This window comes from Streptomyces sp. NPDC033270, assembly GCF_055576575.1.
Genome location: NZ_JBVIRA010000003.1, coordinates 403,932 through 426,194, shown reverse-complemented (window position 1 = coordinate 426,194; position 22,263 = coordinate 403,932). Strand labels below are relative to the sequence as shown.

General features: G+C 65.0%; 24 protein-coding genes, 1 tRNA gene and 1 pseudogene. 19 read left to right on the top strand and 7 right to left on the bottom strand.

Translation table 11 applies throughout. The features are described 5' to 3' along the window. The first annotated feature begins 138 nt into the window (after positions 1-138). Genes ACZ5XZ_RS08095 through ACZ5XZ_RS08075 form a run of 5 tightly spaced genes read left to right on the top strand, consistent with a single transcriptional unit; the run spans position 139 to position 3,469 of the window. On the top strand, positions 139-1,092 hold the full coding sequence (locus ACZ5XZ_RS08095; RefSeq protein ID WP_468975301.1) for a replication-relaxation family protein: 954 nt from the start codon (positions 139-141) through the stop codon (positions 1,090-1,092). A gap of 6 nt (positions 1,093-1,098) precedes the next feature. Continuing rightward, positions 1,099-2,619, top strand: coding sequence for a type IV secretory system conjugative DNA transfer family protein (locus ACZ5XZ_RS08090; RefSeq protein WP_468975299.1), 1,521 nt, complete (start codon positions 1,099-1,101; stop codon positions 2,617-2,619). Between the two features lie 34 nt (positions 2,620-2,653). Continuing rightward, positions 2,654-2,875 carry a DUF433 domain-containing protein gene (locus ACZ5XZ_RS08085; protein WP_468975298.1) on the top strand — a complete coding sequence of 74 codons (222 nt, stop codon included), beginning with the start codon at positions 2,654-2,656 and terminating at the stop codon, positions 2,873-2,875. Further along, positions 2,823-3,230 carry a DUF5615 family PIN-like protein gene (locus ACZ5XZ_RS08080; RefSeq protein WP_468975296.1) on the top strand — a complete coding sequence of 136 codons (408 nt, stop codon included), beginning with the start codon at positions 2,823-2,825 and terminating at the stop codon, positions 3,228-3,230. The genes ACZ5XZ_RS08085 and ACZ5XZ_RS08080 overlap by 53 nt, the downstream gene beginning before the upstream one ends. Beyond that, on the top strand, positions 3,227-3,469 hold the full coding sequence (locus ACZ5XZ_RS08075) for a hypothetical protein (protein ID WP_468975294.1): 243 nt from the start codon (positions 3,227-3,229) through the stop codon (positions 3,467-3,469). Before ACZ5XZ_RS08080 ends, ACZ5XZ_RS08075 begins: the two co-directional genes overlap by 4 nt. A 163-nt stretch (positions 3,470-3,632) precedes the next feature. On the opposite strand, the gene ACZ5XZ_RS08070 is transcribed toward ACZ5XZ_RS08075, so the two are convergent. Continuing rightward, positions 3,633-3,893, bottom strand: coding sequence for a hypothetical protein (locus tag ACZ5XZ_RS08070; protein ID WP_468975293.1), 261 nt, complete (start codon positions 3,891-3,893; stop codon positions 3,633-3,635). A 401-nt stretch (positions 3,894-4,294) separates the two neighbouring features. Beyond that, positions 4,295-4,693 carry a hypothetical protein gene (locus tag ACZ5XZ_RS08065; protein WP_468975291.1) on the bottom strand — a complete coding sequence of 133 codons (399 nt, stop codon included), beginning with the start codon at positions 4,691-4,693 and terminating at the stop codon, positions 4,295-4,297. A gap of 205 nt (positions 4,694-4,898) precedes the next feature. On the opposite strand from ACZ5XZ_RS08065, the gene ACZ5XZ_RS08060 reads away from it, so the two are divergent. Next, the gene (locus ACZ5XZ_RS08060; RefSeq protein ID WP_468975289.1) at positions 4,899-5,288 is read left to right on the top strand and encodes a hypothetical protein; all 390 of its coding nucleotides are present in this window, start codon (positions 4,899-4,901) and stop codon (positions 5,286-5,288) included. Between the two features lie 231 nt (positions 5,289-5,519). Here ACZ5XZ_RS08060 and ACZ5XZ_RS08055 read toward each other — a convergent pair whose 3' ends face one another. Together ACZ5XZ_RS08055 and ACZ5XZ_RS08050 are read right to left on the bottom strand one after the other, a co-directional pair. Beyond that, positions 5,520-5,714, bottom strand: a complete 195-nt coding sequence (locus ACZ5XZ_RS08055) for a DUF397 domain-containing protein (RefSeq protein ID WP_468975288.1) — start codon at positions 5,712-5,714, stop codon at positions 5,520-5,522. Continuing rightward, on the bottom strand, positions 5,711-6,532 hold the full coding sequence (locus ACZ5XZ_RS08050; RefSeq protein ID WP_468975286.1) for a helix-turn-helix domain-containing protein: 822 nt from the start codon (positions 6,530-6,532) through the stop codon (positions 5,711-5,713). The genes ACZ5XZ_RS08055 and ACZ5XZ_RS08050 overlap by 4 nt, the downstream gene beginning before the upstream one ends. A 122-nt stretch (positions 6,533-6,654) precedes the next feature. Here ACZ5XZ_RS08050 and ACZ5XZ_RS08045 point away from each other — a divergent pair, with 122 nt between their 5' ends. The 5 genes from ACZ5XZ_RS08045 (at position 6,655) to ACZ5XZ_RS08025 (ending at position 10,481) form a co-directional block, all read left to right on the top strand. Then, a complete protein-coding gene (locus tag ACZ5XZ_RS08045; RefSeq protein WP_468975285.1) occupies positions 6,655-6,852 on the top strand; it encodes a hypothetical protein in 198 nt (65 codons plus the stop codon). 773 nt (positions 6,853-7,625) lie between these two features. Next, entirely contained in the window at positions 7,626-8,060 is a 435-nt protein-coding gene (locus tag ACZ5XZ_RS08040) for a glycine-rich domain-containing protein (protein ID WP_468975284.1), read from the top strand. 361 nt (positions 8,061-8,421) lie between these two features. Next, the gene (locus ACZ5XZ_RS08035) at positions 8,422-9,249 is read left to right on the top strand and encodes an ExeA family protein (protein WP_468975282.1); all 828 of its coding nucleotides are present in this window, start codon (positions 8,422-8,424) and stop codon (positions 9,247-9,249) included. Between the two features lie 129 nt (positions 9,250-9,378). Beyond that, the gene (locus tag ACZ5XZ_RS08030; protein ID WP_468975280.1) at positions 9,379-9,618 is read left to right on the top strand and encodes a hypothetical protein; all 240 of its coding nucleotides are present in this window, start codon (positions 9,379-9,381) and stop codon (positions 9,616-9,618) included. Between the two features lie 608 nt (positions 9,619-10,226). Next, positions 10,227-10,481, top strand: a complete 255-nt coding sequence (locus tag ACZ5XZ_RS08025) for a hypothetical protein (protein WP_468975278.1) — start codon at positions 10,227-10,229, stop codon at positions 10,479-10,481. Between the two features lie 83 nt (positions 10,482-10,564). Here ACZ5XZ_RS08025 and ACZ5XZ_RS08020 read toward each other — a convergent pair. Beyond that, positions 10,565-10,898, bottom strand: a pseudogene (locus ACZ5XZ_RS08020) (histone-like nucleoid-structuring protein Lsr2). Between the two features lie 838 nt (positions 10,899-11,736). Between ACZ5XZ_RS08020 and ACZ5XZ_RS08015 the strand changes: the two are divergent. The 3 genes from ACZ5XZ_RS08015 (at position 11,737) to ACZ5XZ_RS08005 (ending at position 13,768) form a co-directional block, all read left to right on the top strand. Next, positions 11,737-11,952 carry a hypothetical protein gene (locus ACZ5XZ_RS08015; protein WP_468975276.1) on the top strand — a complete coding sequence of 72 codons (216 nt, stop codon included), beginning with the start codon at positions 11,737-11,739 and terminating at the stop codon, positions 11,950-11,952. A 222-nt stretch (positions 11,953-12,174) separates the two neighbouring features. Next, entirely contained in the window at positions 12,175-12,372 is a 198-nt protein-coding gene (locus tag ACZ5XZ_RS08010) for a helix-turn-helix domain-containing protein (protein ID WP_468975274.1), read from the top strand. Between the two features lie 193 nt (positions 12,373-12,565). Next, the gene (locus ACZ5XZ_RS08005; RefSeq protein WP_468975272.1) at positions 12,566-13,768 is read left to right on the top strand and encodes a site-specific integrase; all 1,203 of its coding nucleotides are present in this window, start codon (positions 12,566-12,568) and stop codon (positions 13,766-13,768) included. 119 nt (positions 13,769-13,887) lie between these two features. On the opposite strand, the gene ACZ5XZ_RS08000 is transcribed toward ACZ5XZ_RS08005, so the two are convergent. Then, a tRNA-Pro gene (locus tag ACZ5XZ_RS08000) sits at positions 13,888-13,961 on the bottom strand. Between the two features lie 165 nt (positions 13,962-14,126). Here ACZ5XZ_RS08000 and ACZ5XZ_RS07995 point away from each other — a divergent pair. From ACZ5XZ_RS07995 to ACZ5XZ_RS07985, 3 genes are all read left to right on the top strand, one after another. Beyond that, on the top strand, positions 14,127-14,420 hold the full coding sequence (locus tag ACZ5XZ_RS07995) for a YiaA/YiaB family inner membrane protein (RefSeq protein ID WP_393500240.1): 294 nt from the start codon (positions 14,127-14,129) through the stop codon (positions 14,418-14,420). 84 nt (positions 14,421-14,504) lie between these two features. Beyond that, positions 14,505-15,227 (top strand): transketolase, encoded by a 723-nt coding sequence (locus ACZ5XZ_RS07990; RefSeq protein WP_468975270.1) that lies wholly within the window; start codon positions 14,505-14,507, stop codon positions 15,225-15,227. Positions 15,228-15,293: 66 nt separating this feature from the next. Next, positions 15,294-16,202 carry a transketolase family protein gene (locus tag ACZ5XZ_RS07985; RefSeq protein ID WP_468975268.1) on the top strand — a complete coding sequence of 303 codons (909 nt, stop codon included), beginning with the start codon at positions 15,294-15,296 and terminating at the stop codon, positions 16,200-16,202. Between the two features lie 49 nt (positions 16,203-16,251). On the opposite strand, the gene ACZ5XZ_RS07980 is transcribed toward ACZ5XZ_RS07985, so the two are convergent. Further along, the gene (locus tag ACZ5XZ_RS07980) at positions 16,252-17,175 is read right to left on the bottom strand and encodes an alpha/beta fold hydrolase (protein WP_468975266.1); all 924 of its coding nucleotides are present in this window, start codon (positions 17,173-17,175) and stop codon (positions 16,252-16,254) included. A 182-nt stretch (positions 17,176-17,357) separates the two neighbouring features. On the opposite strand from ACZ5XZ_RS07980, the gene ACZ5XZ_RS07975 reads away from it, so the two are divergent. Next, positions 17,358-20,591: an amidohydrolase family protein gene (locus ACZ5XZ_RS07975; protein ID WP_468975265.1), complete on the top strand. Its 3,234-nt coding sequence runs from the start codon at positions 17,358-17,360 to the stop codon at positions 20,589-20,591. A gap of 284 nt (positions 20,592-20,875) precedes the next feature. After that, entirely contained in the window at positions 20,876-22,195 is a 1,320-nt protein-coding gene (locus tag ACZ5XZ_RS07970; RefSeq protein WP_468975263.1) for an acyl-CoA dehydrogenase family protein, read from the top strand. Positions 22,196-22,263 lie beyond the last annotated feature (68 nt).

Here is a 22,263-nt window from a genome sequence, read left to right as displayed (position 1 = left end):
CCTTACGGCCTTTAGCTCCGATTTCTCACACGCGTTTGGCAAAGTGACGCAATGGAGCATCCAACCGATTCTCGCCGGTATCCCACCGCCTCACCCGCACTTCGTATCGGTGAGGCTGATGAGGCGATCCTGCGGGCCGTGAACCACTTTCAGTACATGACAGCAGCCCAGATCGGCCGGCTGCTGTACCCGGACTCTCGTGATGACAACCGGTACGTCCAGCGCCGCCTGCGAAGGCTCGCTGAGGCGGACTACCTGCTCAGACTCCGCGAGCTGCCAACGCCCCGCTTCGGTTCAGCTCCCCTTGTGTTCACCCTGGCCGAGAAGGGCCGGCGCTTCCTCGCCGATCACGGCGTACCCCTCGTCAGCACCTACTACCGCCCGTCTGAAGAGAGGGCGAAGGCCCGGGACAACCCCTTCATGGAGCACACGCTCGCCGCCATTGACGTACTCGTGGCCGCTGAGATGCTCTGCCGCGGGTTCGATGTATCGATACCGCGCCTCCTCACCGAGCGCCAGCTCAAGCGCGACCCGATTCGGGTGCGCCCCGCAGGCCACCCTGATGCCCGCCGGGTGGCGGTGATTCCTGACGGCTGGTTCGAGCTGTCTGTTGCTGGCCAGCCCGTCGACTGTGTCGCCCTGGAGCTGGACCGCGGAACCGAGGAGCAGACCTACTGGCGCCGGAAGGTCGCCGCTCTCGCCGCTTGGGCCGAGGGCCCGTACCGCGGGGCATTTGCGGCGGACAATCTCACGATTGCCGTTGTGGTACCCACCGCGTCCCGCCGGAAGCGCCTGTCCGCCTGGACGAGCGAGGAGCTGCGGGCTATCGGCAAGACTGAACTTGCCGATCTCTTCCTCCTAACCGAAGCCTCGCCGGTGACGACCGACCCCTTCGAGTTCTTCTTCGATCTGCTCTGGTACCCGGCGGGGCAGGCCCACCCGGTAAGCCTGCTCGATGCTCCGGCGCCTGCCCAACCGGTAGCCCCGCCACCTGTCGCACGCCCTGTCCCTCCGCCACCGAAGCCGGTCGCCCCGAGCCCTCCTGCGATTGATTGGGCTCTGATGGATGACGAGGAAGGAGGCGGAGCCTGACCCTGAATGAGCTTGCTTTCTGCCCGTCACGATCTGCGGATCCCGCTTGGTACTCACCGCTCCTGGTTCTTTCCTCGCACACTCAGCCTCTCCCTCGCCGAGGCCCGGACGCACACGCACGTGCTGGGCAAGACCGGCTCAGGCAAGAGCTACTTTCTGGCCTCGCTGTTCCTCTCGCTCTTTCGCGCAGGGATGCCCGCCACCCTCATCGACCCGCACGGTGATCTGGCCAGACTGCTGCTCGCCCACCTCGTAGCTGAGGGCGAGCTCTCAACTCCCGCGAAGCGTAAGCGTCTTATTTACCTGGACGTGCCGCGAGCTGCCACGCTCGGGCGCTTCCTACCCTTTAACTTCCTGGCCCAGCCGGCCTATGACGATCACGCCATGGCCGAGCACGTTGCCGAGGCAGCCCGGAGGGCCTGGCCGGAGCTGGCCCACGGTGCTCCGACCTTTGAGAACATCCTCAAGCACTCGGTTGTGGCTCTGCGCCAGGCTGGCCTGCCACTCACGAGGCTCTCCGACCTACTGGTCGACAGTGACTTCCGGGATGCTGCCCTCGCCCGCGTCAGCGATCCCCAGGTGATCCGCTTCTTCCATATGCGCATGGATCAGTGGGGACGGGAGGCGCCGCTGATGAAGGAGTCAACGCTCAACCGGGCAGACCTGCTCACCCTCGCCCCGGTGTTGCGCTATGCCCTGGGTCACCGGGACAACGTCCTGGACTTTCGGAGGGTGATCGACAGCGGGACGTTTGTCATCGTCAACCTGGCCCTTCCCTCCCCTGATGCCCGCCGGCTGTTCGGCTGTCTGCTGACGGTCGGCATGGAGAGCGCAGCGCTCAGCCGGGCCAACGTGGAGAGCACGAGCCGTTCGGTCTCGCACCACCTGATCCTTGACGAGTTCTCTCAGTTCATGGCCCAGAGCGAAGAGAGCCTCACCCGCATGCTCTCGGAGACCCGCAAGTACAACCTGTTCTGTGTCATGGCGCATCAGAACTGGAGCCAAGCTTCAGACCGGCTCAAGGGCGCACTGCAAAACGTGGGCCTAGAGGTGATTCTCAAGGCCGGCCGGCCCGATGCCGAGTACTCAGCACGCCTGATGAGCCGTGTGGATCCGGACGCTGTGAAGCACACTGTCTCCGACCACCAGGCCGAGGAACGCACCCACCCCACGTACTACCCGCTCCAGGAGCAGTGGGAGACCCATGCCCAGGCCATCCAGACGCTCGGGGTCGGTGAAGCGTTCGTTCGCCTGCCTGACGACCAGGTGCGCAGGATCCGAACACTGGGCTTGCCCCGGATCGAGCCTGACCGCTCTCTCATAGCGGAGGTCGAGGACTATTACCTCTCTCGCTACTTCCGCCCGCCAAGCAATGACGACCCACTAACTACAACGGCGGTCGCTCCTGCTGTTGCCTCAATCAGTCGAAGACGAAGACGCGGGCCGGCCAATCGTGCCGGGAAGAACGGCGGGATGGTCTTCCAGTTCTCTGGCCTTGAAAAGCGCGGAGGGAAAATTGGGGATTGATCTTGACCTGCGGAATGTGTTATAAGCAAAGGGTATGAAGTATTTAAGCTCTGATCCAGATGTTATGGGGGGATATCTTGTCGTAAAGGGTACGCGCATCCCCATCGAAGTCATCCTCTATCGTAGGATGGATGGCTACTCATTGGAGCAGATTCACGAACTCTATCCCACCCCCACTTTGGCAACACTTGAGGGTGCAATCCATGAAGCCCTCCACTTGCTTGCACCAACCCTCCATGGCCAGAAGGTTTTATAAACACAAGCTGCTGCTCGACGAGAACATGCCACCTCGCGGCGCGTTTCCCCGGTTGAATGAACACTTTGACCTCAAGCATGTTGACCACGATCTTCACCGTGGCGGCATTAAGGACGCACCTGTTTACGCCTTGGCACTCGCCTCAGGCCGCATCATAATTACCCTCAATGTCAAACACTTCAAGCCGCTGGCCGGGCTTAAGATGGATGCTGGCGCAATCGGCGTCCCTCCGCACTGGCTACCTGCCCAAGTGGACACCAAGCTCACGGCGCTGCTCATAAAGCATGGGCCTGCTTACTTCGCGGGGCGATACGTCTCTCTCGACGATTCCGAGCGAGAGGGGGCGGCGGCATGAGAGCAAAGAAGCACAGAGAGACTGCTAGCCAAGGGCTTCTCAGTCTGGCTGCCATCCACGGCAAGGGGCCAACTGATCTTTCTCAACGCATCGATAACTACCTCTATGGCCCTGATGCCAAGGCCGTCAAGAGGGCGCTTGAGCTTGCTGGAGCTTGGTCTGACCTGGATGCCGATGAGGTCGAGGCAGGCATGAAACAGCTTCATGACGAAAGACAACCGTCTGCACCCTTAGACTGACTACCTTTCCCTTTCCTTCCCTTAATTGGCGGTCTCTTGCGGCTTGCCTCCCGGGTCAAGGAGCAACGGAGTTGACCGGTCGCAGGCCGGCTTGTCCTTGACGCGCAGGCAAGCCGCGGCATCATTGCGCCATAAGGAAGGAAGGGAAAACAGTCGTTCCAACCTATTCTTCGGGGCAGATGCAGATCAATACGCCTCCGATGTGGATACAGAAGCATCCACGGACCTCATGTTCCAGAATCTGTGATTCCGCGGCTTCAGTTAGCACTGTGATTGTTGCCGGAATTTCGACCTTGCCGTTGCTTCCTTGCCGCCCTGACGCGGCTTGAAGTGCCTTTGCGATCACCGTTCTGCCGAAATGTTCCGGAGTGTTGATCTCTGCAAGTGCTTTGTTGAGAGCGTGTTCTTGCTTTGTTGCAGCCACGGTGGTCAATACCTTCCCGCTTGCTCTGTGGACTGGCTTCTCGTCCGCTGTATACCCACATGGAGTCGCTGATCTTCCTACTCTCTTACAAAATCACCCTGTTGGCCTCTTCAGGGATCGGCCTGTGTGCGTCTTGGTTACAGACCCATAGCTTTCGATATCTCTCCTTCCTCATGTCGCACAACAAATGTTCTCAGGCGGGGTTTTGAGGCTGCGTGAACTTTTGTGTACGACACTTGGGCTCATAGCGCTTTTTCTGGGACTCCCTTAGCCTCGGTTTGGTTGCTCCGGCTTAGCTCTTGCGTGGAGAGTATTGGTTAAGCCGAGAGTTTGCGGCTCGTGACGCAGGATCTCGAAGCCGGTTTGGATGCTTGCCTAAGAGTAGAGTGGGAGATGTTTCCTCAAGGGGAGGAGAGTTGTTGGCATATCAACTGTATAGAGGTGCAAGCATGTTGAGCGAAGGCGCAGAACGTCGAATGATCAAACGCCGAGCTTCCAGACCCGCTGTGGCCGTCGCCATGGCGGCCGGCATGCTCCTTGGCGGTGCCGGCATAGCTACGGCGCAGGGCGGCAATGGTCATGATCCTCCGGTGCATAACGGCTCTACGTCCATCGGGAGGATCCACCCGCATCACCCGCAACGGCCAGCTACGGGCCATACTGGGAAGCACTATCCGGCGCCATATGAGAAGCCGGCTAAGATAGACAGAAATAATTTTTTGGATCGGTTGAATTATTGCGTGACCAGGAGTCAAGGTTGCAGCAACCACGCTAAAGCCATAGTTGGCGTTGATGATCACAAGGTGGGGGTAAATTGCCTTATTGAAAACGGTCCTAGCGTGAAGAAGCTTCTCCTTTGCGGGGCTGTTCCCGCGGTAGGGACACTTCTTCACCATCTTCCGAACAAGTAGTTGACAGTCAGGGCGTCAGCCAAGGTTGACCTTGGCAGGTCCTCTACTTGTCTATTGACAACGGCCTGAACGTCAATGCAATATACATGTATATATGGCCGACTTGACCTTAACGTCGATTCAACCCATTGGCAAGCAGGAAAGCCTTGGGAAGCTGCTTATTTTTACACTCGTAGTTCAGGTGCTCTATGCCTTGGGTGGGTTTTGTGGCCAGACCCTGCTCCTGTGGGAGCTGTACTACGGGGAGTATGCCGGGTACGACAAGGGCTGGATGGTGCCCGTCCAGTCGGGTATTAACCTGCTCATGTATGTGCTGCTGATCATCTCCGCTGTTGCCGTATGGAAGCGCTCCCCTTTTGGGATTTATGTTGCCGCCATAGTCTTTTTGTGGTGGATAGTGCTACCTGTGGCAATGGGCCGCGACTTCTGGATCTACCTTCTCTATATATGGGTCATCGTTCGCAAGCGGCGGGTGTTTGCGTGACAGCGGTGTAATGTGTCGGGCGGCCAGGTTTTACCCACCTACCCCGTGTCGGGGCCCTGGCGGGAAGACCTAATCGGACACTTGAGGGCAGGCTGGGCTGCCCGATCCGCTGGCAGCGTACGGCCTTCCCGCTCCCAACACGATGTAGGACACCGGCCAAAACCTCACCTTGAACGCGTGCGCCCCCTAAGCCGTTTGGCCAGGGGGCGTCTCTCTGGTGGGGTGCGCCGATCAGACCGCGGTCTGCTTGGCGAAGGCTGTGAACGCTGACCATGCCGCGGGGCTGACGGCGAGCTCCGGGCCCTGGCCGGCCTGCTTGGTGTCCCTCACACGAACCGAGCTCGTGTCGTTGTCGGCAACCTCGATGCAGTTGTCAGGGTTGCCCGAGCTGTAGCTGCTCTTGTGCCAGTTGGGCTGGTCGCTCATTGGTACTTCTCCTCTAGAACCCTGCGGATCAAGGCGGCTGACGCATCGAGGCTGATCGCGTTGCCGTGCAGGCGATCGTAGAGCACCGTGTATGGGATGGCGTCTTCTCCTTCATGCAGGCTACCGCCGCGCATGCCTTCCAGGTAAGCGAGTTGTTCGCCACTCGGCATGGTTAAGACGGTCAGTGATCCGCCCAGTGCGGCGGGCACCGTTGCCTCGTACGGGAGTACCTGTACGTGCACGCGCTCGGTGGTGCCCACCTCTAGGAGGTGGTTCAGCTGCTCGCGCATGGTTTCCCGGTCGCCTACCACGTGATGCAGTGCGGACTCATCGAGGATCACCCATAGCCATGGAGGTTTGGGTCCTCGCAGTATCTCTTGCCGCTGGATGCGGTCTTGGACGACTTCGTCTACGTCTCGCTGGTGGAAGATGTGAGCAGAGGCCACCAGAGCTCGGGCGTATCCCGGCGTCTGCAGCAGACCCGGCACAACCTGTGAAAACTCGTGGATCTTTGCTGCCTTGGCCTGGCGGGCGAGGAACACCTCGGCCCAGGCCGCGAACGTGGATCGACCAAGAAGCGGCAGCAGCTCCATGAGCGAGCCGCCTGCCTCCAGCGTGTCGTCCAGGCGTTGGCACAGCTCGGCGTTGGGCGGGTCGGTGGCCAACTCCACCTGGGCGATCCGGGTGGTCGAGGTGAAGACCTTGCCGCCAAGGGTCTCTTGCGACCAGCCCTTGGCTTTGCGCAGCTCACGCACCTTCGAACCGAGCAACTCTGCGACACCTGCCGTGGGATCCAGATCCTTGGTCGGTCGTCCCATGCTGCCCCCTGTGGTTTATCAATCGTCCTGAATTGAAATTGCCACTGCTTGTGAGCGGCCGGTGACGCGGCAAGTCTAGGGGGCACCAGGGAAGTTGAACGTCCGCAGGGAGATGTAGTGACGTGACGTACCGACAAGGCGCCTACGTGTGGGATGAAGCCCGCGACAAGGTCGGCGTGGTGATGGACGAGCGCCACGGCGAGGTGTACCTCCGCCCGGTTGGCGGCGGTCAGGAGTGGTCGGCCAAGCGCCGGTCGCTCCGGCTGGCTACCAAGGACGAGCGGACCGCGGCCGGCGTCAGGGAGCCCACGAGCGTATGAGCCGGCCAAGGCTTCCCGTCCGCTGCCGCACCTGCGGCTCACTCCGGCTAGGTCTTCGCCGCGCGCAGCTGGTGCAGGACACCGAGCTCGCTCACGTCTTCGCTCAGGCTTCTCGGCACCACCTGGCGGCTGTCGCGCATGTGAAGGAAGGACTCATTCGCCAGCCGTTGGTGGCCACGTGTGACGCCGTTATCTCCATCCCTTCCACCGAAGACGTTCCTGCTTGTTCAAGACCGTGCCCTATCTGCGAAAAGAAAGGGCGTAGCCGTTCTGAGGAAGCTGTAAGCGCCTGAAGCTGGACGTACGACAGCGTTCTTGAACCCTGTACCCCCCCGGCCTTCCAGCATGCGGCCGGGGCGTGTTCCTCACGGCGGGCCCCACCATCACCTCGCGGCCCCCCGTCTCCGGAATTAGGACGAAGACGGAGACGAAGGGGGGAGCACGAATCGGGGCACCCGGTGTTGCTGCGGGTGCCCCGCACACAACGCCCGGCCCGGTCACAGAACACCCCCGTGAATGTGATCGAGGGCCGGGGAGCCCACACCTTCGGCGGCCATCGATCGGAGTGTGTGGAAGGGGCCGCCTGGGCGCATCCGTTGGTGCCTGGGCGGCTCGCACCTCAGCCCAACGAGGAGAAGCGCAGACCGAAGGTGCCGTCTCTGGTCGCCAAGCCTGGACAGCGATCACGACCAAAGACGGCCCCGCGCACGACACATCCCAAAGAGAGGTCGTACATGAACACAGTAAGGGCATTAGTCAGCGAGGCGTCCTTCGTGGGCGTCGTCAACACCGTCAAGGACAACAACCCCGGCATGGAACTGGGTCTTGCCGAACGTATCGTCGCCGAGGGGCTGAAGTTCGTTGCCGCCTGCTCCCGCTTCCCCCGTGACGGTCTGGCACCGTCCCGAGTAGTCGACGAGGGGTGGCACGGGCTCATCCTTCACACGAAGGTGTACGCGGACCTGTGTGAGCAGCTGGGCGGTGAGTTCGTACACCACTTCCCCGGTTGGGATCCGATGAACTACGACCCGAGCGTTCTGGAGCGCACGCGTGAGCGGATCCGCCAGTGCGGCTACAGCATCGATGAAGGGCTGTGGGGTCCGCCAGCTGGTGCGGACTCCCCTCTCGTGTCGGTGGCAGCGAACTGCCAGCACTCCACAGAGTGCGCGATCAAGCCGATGCCAACGCCACAGGATCCCCGCGAATAAGCCCGCAGTTGGCTCACCGGCTGGGCGTAGATTGGGCATCGGATTGGAGGCTCCATGACTGAGTGGACGAACCCCCGGTACGCACCGCTTGTACAGGCGTGGCGTGATGCCCAGGACCAGGCGGCACAGGAACGCACCACGCCGCCTCGCCGCGGCTTCGTCATCCCTGACGAGGACAACCGGGACGCCCCGCCGGGTAGACCTCAGGACGCGTAAAGAGTGAAGACCCGCCAGCTTCATGTTGGCGGGTCTTCTGCTGTTCCTGGCGGCCGCTCTTTGGGCCCTTTCCGACTTGCGTCACATTTATTGCTATATTGACAAATTGCCCCAACTTTGCCATATTCATTGATAGTTACCAATTATGGACATTGATGCGATCGTTAAACATTTCGGAATGACTGAGCACCCGTTTATCAGCAGCCCTGACCCGCGGTTTCTGTACTTCTCCTCCCAGGTGCGGGAGGCTCTGGCCAAGTGCGAGTTCATGGCGCGTGATCGTATCGGCCCCATTTACATGTACGGGCCGATTGGCTCTGGGAAGACCTCACTGGTTCGCCGTCTCCATGAACGGCTCAGCCAAGATGAGCGTTTCAATGTCAAGCTGCTGATCTCTCCCAACGTTAAGAGCAGCAACGCTTTTCTCCGCCTGGTCATGGAGACCTTTGACGTCAAGACAGAGCGCTCGTACGGCGCCTCTCTTGGTAACTTCGAACAGTTCTTGGCCGAGCAGCTCCAGAGCGGCAAGATCCCCGTGCTGCTCGTTGACGAGGCTCAGAACATCACCCGCGAGCAGCTCAAACTGATCCACTACCTTCTGAACTTTGAGACCAACACGACGAAGCTTCTTCAGATCGTGCTGGTTGGACAGGAAGAGCTTGGTACCAAGATCATTGGGTACCGCGAACTCGCTTCTCGCATGTTCCCCATTGCCATGAACGCGATGTCCCTTGAGGACCTGCGAGACATGATCCAGTTTCGTCTCACCGTCGCCGGCCGACGCGATTCTCTTTTCGGGCCTGGCGACGCTGAAGAGGCCCATCGCCTTCTCTACACGTACACCAAGGGGCTGCCTCGTGATGCCATCAAGGTCTGTTTTGAGCTTCTCATCGATCTTGCTGTTGCTGGGCGCACGCATGCAACACCGCAACAGGTTGAGGAGATTGCCAAAGCGCAGAACCTGCGCATCTAACTTATGGGAAGATTCGACCTACTCACACAAAAGTCCTCTCCTCTACCCGAGGTGAGGCCCTCTGCCAATGCGGTACCGGGTCCGGTACCGGTATCGGGGCCGGCACCCTTACCGGCCTTCAAGAAGCGCTTGATCGTCCGCCGCTATCCGGTTGATCCTTATGAGGACCAGGTGCTTGCACTTGACGGCTTGTCGGAACACGAGAAGTCACAGGGCCTTATTGGCAGCAGGGCTGCCATGGTGCGCGATGCTTTGGACATGTACTTCTCTCTGCGTCCCCTTTTTGATGAGCAGAAGCGCAGTGGGTTTCGTGGCACCATCGTTGAGATGTTCAAGGATATCCTCGCGGCTTACGCTAAGCGCCGATAATGCGTACCGGTACCGGGACCTCTCCCCTGGCTGAGCCTTGCCCTTCCGCTCCTTGCAAGAGGAGTGTTGCGGTCTTTTCTCAAGGAAGGAAGGGGAATTTCATTGCGCACCGGGATCGGTACCGGAAGTAGTACCGGTACCTAGCCGGCACCGGTACGCGGGTCGGTACCAGTGCCGGGACTGTTCAGAGGTATCTCTAATTTGCTTAACTCGGAACTGGAGCAGACACAGCAGCCGCCGTCTCCCTCTGTAAGGAGGTTTGCGACTAAAGACGGACTAGCTGGCCGTGATCAAAGTGACCGAGTGACCGAAGCAAACACGATCGATCCGTTAAGTACTGGATCTTTCTAGGACCTGGGCTAACTACCAGTCATCCGAGCTACCTCATCGACAACTCGCTGGCGATTTGAAGAAACCGACGCGCCAGCGTCGATAGGAAGGCAAGGGAAACGAGAGAACGAAGAGAGCGGGGAATAGGGGAGCCACCAAGGGGGACCTAAGGGGGTTGGTTCGGCGTGTAAAAACGAAGCCGAGGCTGGCTAGACTTCAACCTTCCATAGGAATTTTGCCCATTGATTTCGTGGCGCCCGTTTTGCTATAAATGAACTATGTTTACCGAGGAGCAAATGAACCAACTGACCAAGCTTTTAGCCCCAATCCTGGAAGGGCAGAGCGAGCTCCAGGCGGGACAGAGGCAGTTGCAAGCCGAACTTCGCACGCACATGAAGCAGTCCCAGGAGGAGCATGAGGAGTTAGCCAAGGCAGTAATCGACGTAGGCGACACGTTGCATGGCAAGCTTGAGCATCAGGATAGGCGTATTACCCGCCTTGAGAAGCGCCTTGGCCTTTCACCACTTGAGTAGCTGATTAGCCCCCCCCACACGCCCGAAGGGCCCCCTCCTGGCGGAGAGAGCCCTTCAACGTGCGGATTTGCCGCTTCCTGCTGCTACTTGCTCGCTTTCTCGTAGGCTTCTTTGATCTCAGCCGGTACACGACCGCGGTCGCTCACCTCGTAGCCACTCTCTTTGGCCCACTGCCGAATCTTCGCGCTGTCCTCGCTTGTCTTTCCCGTCCCGCGGCCCTTGGGCTTTGCGGCCCTGCCAGTCCTTCGGGCGGACTTGATGAACGGGCCAAAGGCTTCAAGCATGTGCTCGTAGCTGTCCGGGCTCAGGTCGATTTCATATGCCACACCGTCCAGAGAGAAGGTGTGTGCCTGTGCCTCTTCAGCCCTCTTCGCCTGTGAGGTCGTCAGTGTAAACAGTGATGATCTTTTGTGCCATGGCGGCAGTATACGACCTCTTGGTTCCCGGACAGGACAAACAGCGTCTTAATCGTGAGCCCATTGCTCAGGCTGTTTCATGTGCGTCTCAGAAGGCTCAAAACTCAGGGGCTTAGCCACAAAGACAGCTGCAAGCTCATCCTGTAGTTCGATCACCAAACTTGTACGTAAAAGTTGAACGAACAGGCTTTGTACCCGGCCTGAGGGAGCCGGGTGTCGTACCGTCTCAGGCCGGTACATCAACCGGTACACCCCGTGTGGGTCAAAAGGGGCGTCCTGCGGACGGTGGGAGCTGGAAGGAAAAGCCCGCTGACCAGCGGGTTCGGGGATGGTCACCGGACGGGGGGAGTCAGCCCCGCACCAGGTTGGAACCCAGCTCCCTGCGGTCGGTTGCGCGGCTGACTCCCCCCGTCCTCTCCGCCTGCACATCATGGTTCCCATGAAGCCCTTCGGGTGTGCAGGCTCCGAGTCCACCCCCCAAAGGGGGGCCTTGGTGGCTACGCGTCGGCATTCCTTCCAGACCTTCCTTCCGCCGCGCAGCAATGAGCCCCTGACGGGGAAGAACGGTTCAACGGAAGAGGGGGGCTTTGCCCCGGGAGCCGGCCTTTTCGAGCGGGGAGTAGGCAGCGGTCTTTCCGGGCCTGCCGGGTAGTCCTGCCCGGTCGTGTTGCTTGTGCCTCCTCGCGCCTTTTGAGGTTGCCACATGGCGAGCGTGTCTCGTACAAGGCGGCCTTAAGGGCCCCACTGCGGTGGCTCCGCTTCGCTTCGGCCTTGACGCTCCTGTCGCCATGCGAGCGGGGTAGGCGCCGCGAGGAAGCGGCAGAAAGGAGGTGAGTTCTATGCAGTACACGATTATCCGGGTGTACCGGGTGCCGGCCCGTTCTCAGGTTGAGGCGACCGACAGGCTTCTGGAAGCCCGAGAGCTTGGGGTCGAGCGGGACTATTTCGTCCGCGACTACGTGAAAGGCCCTGGTGAGCCTGAGCCTGAGCGTGTGGCGAAGGCCGGCAAGGTTTCCTGGTGGGCGCTGGCAGTGCGTCAGCTTCTCGGGTGGTAAGCCCGTCCTGCCTGGGCGGGGGAGAGGGGCCGTTCGGATTGCCTCAGATTCTTCGAACTTGTGCCCCAAAAGCCTTGGTTGCCCTTCTTGTCCGCTCTATACTGAACTAACCGCAGGCTGACTCTCTTCCGGCCGAGGTGTTTTCCTCCATCGAGAATCGTTCCTGAGGACTTTTCGAGACCTTCCATCTGTGGTGTAGGTGGGCTAGCCGAGAGGGTGAGTATGCAACCCACTCTTGATGAGATCCGTTTGTGGGCGGCCACTGTTGATGTTTGCCAGGCAGCCCGCGCTTTGGGTATTTCCAAGTCCCACCTCTACGAGTTGATCAAACGAGGCCAAGCCCCTTTTCGAGTCGAGGTCTTTGGCACCCGCTACCGTGTTATCACTGCATCTCTCATCCGCTATTTGGAAGCCTGCTGAGAAGTCCGTTCGTACGGCCACCAGAGTCTCCTTAAAGCCCGGGGCGACCCGGGAAGCCCAACTCTTCATTTGGGCGGCAAGCGCTCGCTTAGTTGATCTACACGGCCCCACAGGGGCTATCCGGTGTTTGTGGCTGACTGGCGGTTTGTACGCTCGGTTGCCGGGTGGAGCTGCCTGATAGGTGAGGCGCGTTATGAGCGGAACGATCATCAAGGTGAGGCTTAAATCCGGTGCTGTCAGATACCGTTTCGTCACTGATGGGCCGCGTAGGGTTGACGGGAAAAGGCGCCAGATCAGAAAAACCTTTGACACCAAGAAGGAAGCGGTCGACGAGCTAGCCCGGATACGCCATCACACTGCAACCGGCACGTTCGTTGTTCCCAGCAAAGTAACCGTTGATCAGCTTTTGGATCTGTGGTTGAAAAGCGCCGTCCGGGGTGTTGAACAGGCGACTGCTTCCAACTATGACAACGCCATCCGCCCAGTCCGCCTCTTTCTTGGGCCCAAACGGCTCCAGCGACTCACCGAGGAGGATGTTGAGGAATTTGTCGACTGGATGCTTACCCGGGGACGCCAGCGTGGGGGCAAACCCGGAACGGGGCTCAGCGTCCGCTCGGTCCGGCTCACCTTGGGGCGGCTTCGATCAGCCCTCACGCTCGCGGTGCGTCGGGGATGGGTGGCACGCAACGTCGCTGAGTACGTCCGAATCCCGCGCGAAGCGGTGAGGAAAGCCGCTCAGGCTCAGGTTCAGCGTCGGCCTTGGGACGGCGCCGAGGTCAGGGCGTTCGTTGAGGCGATCAGGGAAGATCGTCTGTTCGGCGTGATGCTCCTGACGCTGATCGCTGAGAGGCCGGCCGAGGTATGTGGCACCCGCTGGGAAGAGGATGTCGACCTGGATGGTGCCGGGACGATCATGGTGGGGAACACCCGCACCATCGTCTATGACCGCTCCCTTACAAGGGGCTCTCGGAACACGGTTGTTGAGAAGGATCCTAAGACCGTAAACGGCAAGCGGGTGCTCCCTCTTCCGTACCCCGTGCAGCACGCGCTGATCAGCTTCCGGGTTCGTCAGGCACAGGAGCGGCTTGCCGCCGGGGAGGCGTATGAAGCAAGTGGCTATGTCGTTGTGGACGAGCTGGGTCGTCCGTTCAAGACCGACAAGCTACGCAGGGAGGCGCACCGGCTGATGGCACAGGCCGGCGTCCGCAAGGTTCGTCTGTACGACGCGCGCCACGCTGTTCTCTCGTGGATGGCCAACAACGGCGTTCCCGACACGGTGGTCTCGGCCTGGGCGGGCCACAGTGACCTCTCGTTCACCAAGCGTGTCTACGTTCATCCGGACCCCCGTAGCCTCAAGGCCGGGTCCGACAAGCTGAGCGAGCTACTCGGCGCGTAGGCATGATCCACAAGGTCTGTGACCAAATGTGACACAACCGCCCCAGAAACGATCAAGGGCCCTGCCTCAGCTGATGTGAAACAGGGCCCTTCACCTGGGCCGAAGCCCTTACTGCACCGTCGGGACGACAGGATTTGAACCTGCGACCCCTTGACCCCCAGTCAAGTGCGCTACCAAGCTGCGCCACGTCCCGATGCCCGTTTCGGCCGGGGTGTCCCGGCTGACCGCGCACGAGAACAATACCGCATGTCAGAAGGTGGGTGCTGCCATATTCCGGCCCCGTGGCGCGGGCGGCCCGGCGGGCAGGATGAGTACCCGTACTCATGCGCCGGTGTCACCGCGCCGCCACGCTACGCGCATGACTACTCCATCGATTCAGCGGCCGACGACGACGGCCTTCTTCGTGCAGGCCGCGATCTCCTTCGGGCTGTCGCTGGCGGCGCTGGTGATCGGGATCATCAAGCTGCCGGTGGGGCCGTGGGAGCGCGGGTTCCTCGCCATCGGCCTGGTCTTCGTGGTGTCCTCGGCCTTCACGCTGGCCAAGTGCGTACGCGACCGCCAGGAAGTGGAGGAGGTGACGAACCGGGTGGACAAGGCCCGGATCGACAAGCTCCTGATCGAGCAGGACGTCTTCAAGCCGGGACAGGTCTGATTCCGACCATGCCGGACCGGGGGCCTTCGGGCCGGCGGTCCGGCGCTTGACCTCAAGCGCACTTGAGGTTGCAGGCTCGAGGGCATGACGAACACGACGACGAAAGCGCCGGCCGCACCGAGACCGAAGATCGGCTTCGACGAACTGCCCCGCCTGATGAGCCTCATGACGGGTGATGAGAAGCACGGCCCGGCGGCCACCTCCACGCTCGACGCCCTCTGGGTCCTCTACCACCGCGTCCTGCGGGTCTCCCCCGCCACCGCCGCGGACCCCGAGCGGGACCGCTTTCTGCTCTCGAAGGGCCACGGGCCGATGGCCTACTACGCGGTCCTGGCCGCCAAGGGCTTCTTCCCCGTCGACCTGCTGCCGGGCTTCGGCTCGTACGACTCACCGCTCGGCCACCACCCCGACCGGCTGCTGGTACCCGGGGCCGAGATCGGCAGCGGCTCGCTGGGGCACGGGCTGCCGCTGGCCGTCGGCACCGCGCTCGGGCTGCGGGCGCAGGGCCTGACGGAGCCGGCCGTATGGGTACTGATCGGCGACGCCGAACTGGACGAGGGCAGCAACCACGAGGCGGTGGCCTACGCGGGCGCCGCGGGCCTGGACCGGCTGCACACCCTGGTCATCGACAACTCCTCCGCCACACACGGGTGGCGCGGCGGTATCGCCTCCCGCTTCGAGGCCGCCGGCTGGTCCGCGGCCACCGTCGACGGCCGCGACCACGAGGCGCTCCACGCGGCCTTCAGCGCGCCGCATCCGGGCCGTCCGCGCGCGGTGGTCGCCCGCGTGGAGCCCAAGGGCGCCTGACCGCCCCGCCCGGCCCCGTTATCCGGGCGCCATGACACCGATCAGGACTTCGAGAGGATTTCAGTGATGGACACCATGCGTGAGCGTTTCGCCTCGGTCACCTCGCGACTGCTGGACGAGGATCCGCGGCTGGCGGTCGTACTCGCCGACATCGGCGTGGACGGCTTCGCCGGGGCGGCCGAGCGGCATCCGGACCGGGTGGTGAACGTCGGCATCCGGGAGCAGTTGCTGGTCGGGGTGGGCGGCGGGCTGGCGCTCACCGGGCTGCGCCCGATCATGCACACCTTCGCCAGCTTCCTGGTGGAGCGCCCCTTCGAGCAGGTCAAGCTGGACTTCGGCCACCAGGGTGTGGGCGGCGTGCTGGTGAGTGCCGGCGGTTCCTACGACTGGCCGAGCGGCGGCTTCACCCATATGTCGCCCGGCGATGTGGCACTGCTCGACACGCTCGACGGCTGGACCGTGCATGTGCCCGGGCATCCGGACGAGGCCGAGACGCTGCTGCGGCACGCCGCGGCGGCCGGTGACGACAAGGTGTACGTACGACTGTCCGTGCAGGTCAACGACGCGCCTCGGCCCGTGGACGGGGCCGGGTTCACCACCGTTCGGCAGGGGCGCCGCGGTGTGGTGGTCGCGGTCGGCCCGATGCTGGACAACGTGCTCGCGGCGACCGAGGGGCTGGATGTGACCGTGCTGTACGCGACGACCGTGCGGCCCTTCGACGCCGCGTCGTTGCGCGCCGCGACCGGGGCCGCCGACGCCTCGGACGTGGTGGTCGTGGAGCCGTATCTGGCGGGGACCTCGACGCGCTTCGCCAATGACGCGCTGGCGGACCGGGCGCACCGGGTGCTGGGCCTCGGCGTCGGCCGCCAGGAGCTGCGCCGCTACGGACAGCTCGACGAGCACCTGGCGGCGCACGGCCTGGACCCGCGCGGCCTGCGCGAGCGGATCGCCGGGTTCCTGCCGGGACGTTCCTGAGGGTGCCGCGGGACGCCGACAGCAGGCCCCGCCGCGCTCCGCGCCCGGTTCAGACGTGCTTGCCGAGCCAGGCCGACAGGTCGTCGTGCACCTCGTCGCGGTTGGTCTCGTTCAGGATCTCGTGGCGGGCGCCGGGGTACGCCTTCCAGGTCAGATCGCGGGTTCCCAGGTAGCGGAAGTCCTCCAGGAGCTCATGGACCAGGGTCATCCCCTGATGGCAGGGGTCGAGGTCGCCGACGGCGACATGGACGGGCAGTCCCCGCGGGACGCGGGCGAGGTCGGTCGGGTCGTTGATCTTGCGGATGGCGCGTACCCAGTCGAGGGCGAGGCCGGCGCAGAACGGGAAGCCGCAGTCCTCGTCGGCGGCGTAGGCGTCCACCTCGGCCGGATCGCGGGAGAGCCACTCATAGCCGGTGCGGTGGGTGAAGGCGTCGTTGAAGGAGCTGAAGGTGCGCGGGATGAAGTCGGAGAGCGTGGCGCGTCCGCGTGCGGCGATCTCCGCCTCCAGGTCCGTGACGGCGCCCTCGATGTCCAGGCCCGGCAGGGTGCGGAAGGCGCCGGTGAGGATCAGGCCGGCGAGGTCGGCGCCGTACTCCTGGGCGTAGTCGCGGGCCAGCATCGCGCCCATGCTGTGGCCGAGCAGGACCAGGGGGGTGCCGGGGTGGGCGGCGGCCGCGTGGTCGCCGATGCCCTTGAGGTCGGTGACGATGGCACGCCAGGCGTCCGCGCCGACCACACCGCGGCCCCCGGTGGAGGCGGCGGTGGCGCCGTGGCCACGGTGGTCGGAGGCGATGACGCCATAGCCGTGAGAGGTCAGGAAGCGGGCGAAGCGGTCATAGCGCCGGCCGTGTTCCGCCGCGCCGTGGGCGATCTGGACGAGGGCGCGCGGGTGCCCGGACTCCGGGAGCCAGGTGTAGGTGGCGATCCGCGCACCGTCCGTTGCCTGGTGGAAGTCCTGCTGCATGGCCTGCATGGCATCGTCTCCTGACTGCCGGGGCGGTGACTGACGAGTCGTCGGCGCCCACTCTGTCGCTCCGGGCGGCCCTTCGCCATGGGGCGCGCGTAACGGAGTTGACCACTGGGCCGCGCGGCGTGACACGATCAGCCGGTTCTTCCCTGGCACCAGTGACGCAACCGCCTGACACAGGAGGACCGTTGGACACCACGGACCGCTGCGAGAACTCCGCCGAACCGCCCGGCACCCCCCTTCCGTCCGATCCCCTTCGCCCCTCGCCGCTCTCCCGCCGCAGATTTCTGCAGGGCACCGCCTCGGCCGCCGCCGCGGCGGGCCTGGCCGGTGTCGCCGCCCCCACCGCCGCGGCCGGCAGCGCCGGGGCACCCGGCACCGTGCTGTCCTTCACTGCCGCCACCAACGGCGCGGCCTCCCTCGCACCGGCCGGCGACCGGCTGATCGCCGAGATCCAGAACGTGCTGTGGTCGCTGCCGCGGGCCGGCGGCGACGCGGTGGCGCTGACCCCGCCCGATCTGGAGCCCACCCGTCCGGTGCACTCCCCCGACGGCCGCCGGATCGCCCTGTGCGCCTACCAGGGCGGCAACTTCCACCTGTGGACGCTCGCCACCGACGGCTCCGGGCTCCGGCAGCTGACCGACGGCCCGTGGGACGACCGCGGTCCCGCCTGGTCCCCGGACGGGACCCGGATCGCCTTCGCCTCGGAGCGCGGCGGGGACGCGGTGACCGGCAGCGCCTACCGGCTGTGGGTGCTGGAGGTGAAGACCGGGCGGCTGACCCGGGTCACCGGACTGGCCGGCCAGGACGGCCCCCATCAGGACGGCGCCTGGGAGGACTTCGACCCGTGCTGGTCGCCGGACGGCTCGCGGATCTTCTTCGTACGGGGACAGGCGTCGGGCGCGACGCTGGCCTGCCGTACGGTCGCCTCGGTGCCCGCCGACGGCAGCGGCCCGGTGCGCACCGAGCACACCGACTCCTCGGCCGCCCAGGTGATGGTGCCGGCGCTGTCCCCCGCCGGCCGGCTCGCCTATCTGCGGACCACGGACTATCCGGGGCCGACCTGCGCGCTGGTGGTGGACGGTGCTCCGGTGGCGGTCGACGGCGATGTGGAGCCGGTGCCGCCGCGCTGGGTCTCGCGCGACGAGCTGCTGCTGACGGTCGGCGGGCAGTTCCGGATCGTCCGGCCCGATGCCCCGCAGCGGGCCGAGACCATCGCGTTCAGCGCCCGGATGGCACTGGACCGCCCCCGTTACCGCGTCAAGAACTACGGCTTCGAGCGGACGGCCCCCGGCCCGGTGCGCGGGGTGCATCTGCCGGCGCTCTCCCCCGACGGCCGCAAGGTCGCCTTCGCCGCCCTCAACTCGCTGTGGGTGGCGCCCACTTCGGGAGGCGGCGCGCCCCGCAGGATCGTCCGGGCCGACGCCACCGGCTACGTCCTGGCGCCGAGCTGGTCCCGCGACGGGCGGGCGCTGCTGTATGCCGACGACCGGGACGGGCTGTTCGCGGTGCGCCGCCGGGATGTGGCCTCCGGCGAGGAGACGGTGCTGGCCACCGGAGGCCGGGTGCAGCCGGCACTGTCCCCGGACGGCGGGCGGCTGGCCGCGCTCGACATGAGCGGAAACCTCGTCTTACGCACCCTGTCCGACGGCAAGGAGCGGGTGCTGGCCGCGCCCATGGGCGCCGGCGGGCTGCCGGGACGGCCCAGCTGGTCACCGGACGGCCGCTATCTGGCCTACTGCGACCGCAACCGCCTCAACCGCCGTTTCCGCGAGGGCTACAACGTCATCCGGGTGGTGGACACCGAGACCGGCGCGGACCGGCTGTTCGCGCTCGCCGAGCATGTCTCGATCTCCGACCGCTACGACTCGGGGCCCGTGTGGTCGCCCGACGGCCGCTGGATGGCGCTGATCGCCGAGTCCGCGCTGTGGGTGCTGCCGGTACGGCCCGACGGGACGCCGGACGGGGCGCCGCGGCGGCTGACCGACGAGAGCGCCGACCACCCGTCGTGGTCCGGCGACTCCCGCACGCTGCTGTATCTCTCGGCGGGCGGGCTGCGGCTGATCCCGGTGTCCGGCGGCCCCGCGCGAAGCGTCCCGCTCACCCTCACCCACCGGCCGTCGCGCGCCCGGGACACCGTCGTCCACGCGGGCAGGTTCTGGGACGGCACCGGCGACACGGTGCGCGAGGACGTCGATGTGGTGGTGCGGAACGGGCGGATCACCGCCGTGGAGCCGCACCGCCCGCACCGGTCCGGCGCGGCCCGCCGGGTGGACGCGTCCGCCCGCACCGTGCTGCCCGGCCTGTGGGACGCGCACACCCACCCCTGGCAGACGACGTACGGCGGCCGGCAGACCGCGCTGCAGCTGGCGTACGGCATCACCACCGCGGTCTCCTGCGGCGGCTTCTCCTATGAACAGGTGCGCATCCGGGAGGCGGTGGCGGCCGGTGCGCTCGCCGGACCGCGGCTGCTGACCTGCGGCGAGCTGCTGGACGGCGGGCGGGTCGCCTACAGCATGGGGCGGGCGCACCGCACCCGGGCGGGGTTGCGGCGGTCGCTGGCCCGCGGCGCCGCGCTGGACTGGGACTTCGTCAAGACGTACGTACGGGCACCGGGCTGGGTGATGGAGGAGGCCGCACGCTTCGCCCACGACCGGCTCGGGGTCCGCTCCGGAAGCCATCTGCTCACCCCGGGCGTCCACCTGGGCCAGGACCTGACCACCCATCTGCAGGCCACCCAGCGCCTGGAGTTCGGGCACGCGGTGTCGCGCTCGGGGCGCGCCTACCAGGACGTCGAGGAGGTCTACGCCAAAGGCGACTTCCATCTCCTTGCGACCCCGTTCTCGGCGGAGGCGCTGCTCGGTGACGATCCGGCGCTGGCCGACGATGTGCGGGTGGGGCGACTGATGCCGCCCTGGGACCTGGCGCTCGTACGGGAGAACGCCGGGCATCGCCCCACTCCCGCGCAGCTGGCCGACATCGAGACCGAGGTCGGCGTCTACCGGCGGGTGCTGCGCGACGGCGGACTGGTCGCGCTGGGTACCGACCAACCGCTGACACCGGTGGGGCTGGGCCTGCATCTGTGCCTGCGGGCGCTGCACCGGGGCGGCCTGAGCGTGAGCCAGACGCTGCGTACCGCGACCGCGCTGCCCGCCCGGGTGTTCGGCGCCCAGCGGGATCTGGGAACGCTGGAGGTCGGCAAGCTCGGCGATATGACGCTGGTGGACGGCGATCCGTTCAGCGATTTCGACTCGCTGGTGCGGACCTCGGGGGTGCTGCGCGGCGGGCGGCTGTTCGAGCAGCGGGAGCTGGTCGACTCCTTCCCCGCGCCCGCCGCCCGCGCCCTGCGGCCGTCCGTGACGGACTGGCTGGAGGTGGGCCGGCAGCAGCGCCGTGAGTCCTGCTGCGACCACGGGCACTGACGCCCACCGCCTGGCGGTCGGGTGGCGTGGGGTGGCGCGGTTTCCGGGGTCTGGGGAACCGCGCCGCGCCATTCGTCGGACCGGGGTGGTGCGCCCCCGCTTCGCACTCCCACTCCTGCCATGAATGCCCGCAGTTGATGTTTTGTGCCGCCCGCATCAGGTATGCCAACGGGTATTGCACACGGCAAGCAAGAGATCACGTTCCGGAACGTCACTGCGCGCGGCACCGCCAGGGCGGTCCCGGGTGCGACCAGCACGGGGAAGATCGTGGAGGTGGGCTCGTCTTGCACCGCTACTTCACCGACCAGCGGCATGAGGCGCTCCGGCGCAGGGTGCGTGACTTCGCCGAGAGCGAGGTCCGCCCCCGGATCGCGGAGATGGAGGCGAACCGTGCCGTCTGCCGCGACCTCTCTCGGCTGATCGCCCGTCAGGGCTGGGTCGGCGCGACGGTGCACCGGGCGTACGGCGGAATGGGTGCCGGGCATGTCGCCAAGACCCTCATCATCGAGGAACTCTCCCGGGTCAGCGCCGCGATGGGCGCGATGGTGCAGGCGTCCCAGCTCGGCGTCGCGAAGATCGTCCACTTCGGCAGCGAGGAGCAGAAGAAGACCTGGCTGCCGGCCATCGCCTCCGGGGACTGCCTGCCGACCATCGCCGTCACCGAACCGCAGTCCGGCGGCCACGTCCTGGGCATGGAGAGCACCGCGGTCCGCGACGGCGACGACTACCTCCTCAACGGCCGCAAGATCTACGTCGGCAACAGCCACGTCGGCGATCTGCACGGTGTCGTGGTCCGCACCGGCGAGGGCGCCAAGGGGCTGTCGGCGTTCCTGGTCGATTCCGGCAGGCCCGGATTCCGGGTCGCACCGCAGCAGCCCGCGATGGGCCTGCACGGCTTCAGCTTCGGCGAGCTGTGCTTCGACGACTGCCGGGTCCCGGCGGCGAACCTGCTGGGCCGGGAGGGCGACGGGCTGGCCGTCGCGTACTCCTCCAGCGTGCTGTACGGACGGCCCAATCTGACCGCCGTCTCGCTGGGCATCCACCAGGCCGTGCTGGACGAGACGACGACGTTCTGCGCGCAGCGCGAGCGCTACGGCAAACCGCTGGCCGACCTCGGCAACATCAAGCTCAAGCTCGGACGGATCCAGTCGCGGCTGCTGCTGGCCCGGCTGTCCGCGTACCACGCGGTGCATCTGCTGGACCAGGGCCTGCCGTGCGATGCGGAGCTGATGAACGCCAAGCTGGTCAATGTGGAGTCGGCGCTGGAGTCGGCGCGCGACGCGATGGACATCCATGCCGCGTGCGGGCTGTTCACCAACCGCCCCGTCGAGCGCTTCCTGCGCGACGCCCACCACATCTTCGCGCCGGCCGGCACCTCCGACGTCCAGCTGCTGCGCCTGGGCGAGATCGCCCTGGGCCAGACGAAGGGCGAGTGGTCCGCCCGGCTCGCGGAGCTGCTGCGGCTGGAGCCGTCGGAGTGGCCCGAGGAGGACACCGCGGACGCCGTCGCGGACCCGGTCCCGGTCGACGACGTCCAGGCCACGGTGCCGGGACAGCGCACCGGACCGGGCCGGCAGCGTTCGTGGTTCGCCCGCCTGAGGTGAGCGGCCGGCCCTGCCCCGGGGCCGCGGCCGGCCCACCGCGGCCCCGGGCCGGCCGCGGCGTCGGGCAC

What these genes read in the sequence shown, in the direction of transcription:
- ACZ5XZ_RS08090 (WP_468975299.1), top strand. Translation starts at nt 1,099, where the DNA reads ATGAGCTTGCTTTCTGCCCGTCACGATCTGCGGATCCCGCTTGGTACT.
- ACZ5XZ_RS08085 (WP_468975298.1), top strand. Translation starts at nt 2,654, where the DNA reads ATGAAGTATTTAAGCTCTGATCCAGATGTTATGGGGGGATATCTTGTC.
- ACZ5XZ_RS08080 (WP_468975296.1), top strand. Translation starts at nt 2,823, where the DNA reads ATGAAGCCCTCCACTTGCTTGCACCAACCCTCCATGGCCAGAAGGTTT.
- ACZ5XZ_RS08075 (WP_468975294.1), top strand. Translation starts at nt 3,227, where the DNA reads ATGAGAGCAAAGAAGCACAGAGAGACTGCTAGCCAAGGGCTTCTCAGT.
- ACZ5XZ_RS08060 (WP_468975289.1), top strand. Translation starts at nt 4,899, where the DNA reads ATGGCCGACTTGACCTTAACGTCGATTCAACCCATTGGCAAGCAGGAA.
- ACZ5XZ_RS08055 (WP_468975288.1), bottom strand. Translation starts at nt 5,714, where the DNA reads ATGAGCGACCAGCCCAACTGGCACAAGAGCAGCTACAGCTCGGGCAAC.
- ACZ5XZ_RS08050 (WP_468975286.1), bottom strand. Translation starts at nt 6,532, where the DNA reads ATGGGACGACCGACCAAGGATCTGGATCCCACGGCAGGTGTCGCAGAG.
- ACZ5XZ_RS08035 (WP_468975282.1), top strand. Translation starts at nt 8,422, where the DNA reads ATGGACATTGATGCGATCGTTAAACATTTCGGAATGACTGAGCACCCG.
- ACZ5XZ_RS08025 (WP_468975278.1), top strand. Translation starts at nt 10,227, where the DNA reads ATGTTTACCGAGGAGCAAATGAACCAACTGACCAAGCTTTTAGCCCCA.
- ACZ5XZ_RS08015 (WP_468975276.1), top strand. Translation starts at nt 11,737, where the DNA reads ATGCAGTACACGATTATCCGGGTGTACCGGGTGCCGGCCCGTTCTCAG.
- ACZ5XZ_RS08010 (WP_468975274.1), top strand. Translation starts at nt 12,175, where the DNA reads ATGCAACCCACTCTTGATGAGATCCGTTTGTGGGCGGCCACTGTTGAT.
- ACZ5XZ_RS08005 (WP_468975272.1), top strand. Translation starts at nt 12,566, where the DNA reads ATGAGCGGAACGATCATCAAGGTGAGGCTTAAATCCGGTGCTGTCAGA.
- ACZ5XZ_RS07995 (WP_393500240.1), top strand. Translation starts at nt 14,127, where the DNA reads ATGACTACTCCATCGATTCAGCGGCCGACGACGACGGCCTTCTTCGTG.
- ACZ5XZ_RS07990 (WP_468975270.1), top strand. Translation starts at nt 14,505, where the DNA reads ATGACGAACACGACGACGAAAGCGCCGGCCGCACCGAGACCGAAGATC.
- ACZ5XZ_RS07985 (WP_468975268.1), top strand. Translation starts at nt 15,294, where the DNA reads ATGGACACCATGCGTGAGCGTTTCGCCTCGGTCACCTCGCGACTGCTG.
- ACZ5XZ_RS07980 (WP_468975266.1), bottom strand. Translation starts at nt 17,175, where the DNA reads ATGCAGGCCATGCAGCAGGACTTCCACCAGGCAACGGACGGTGCGCGG.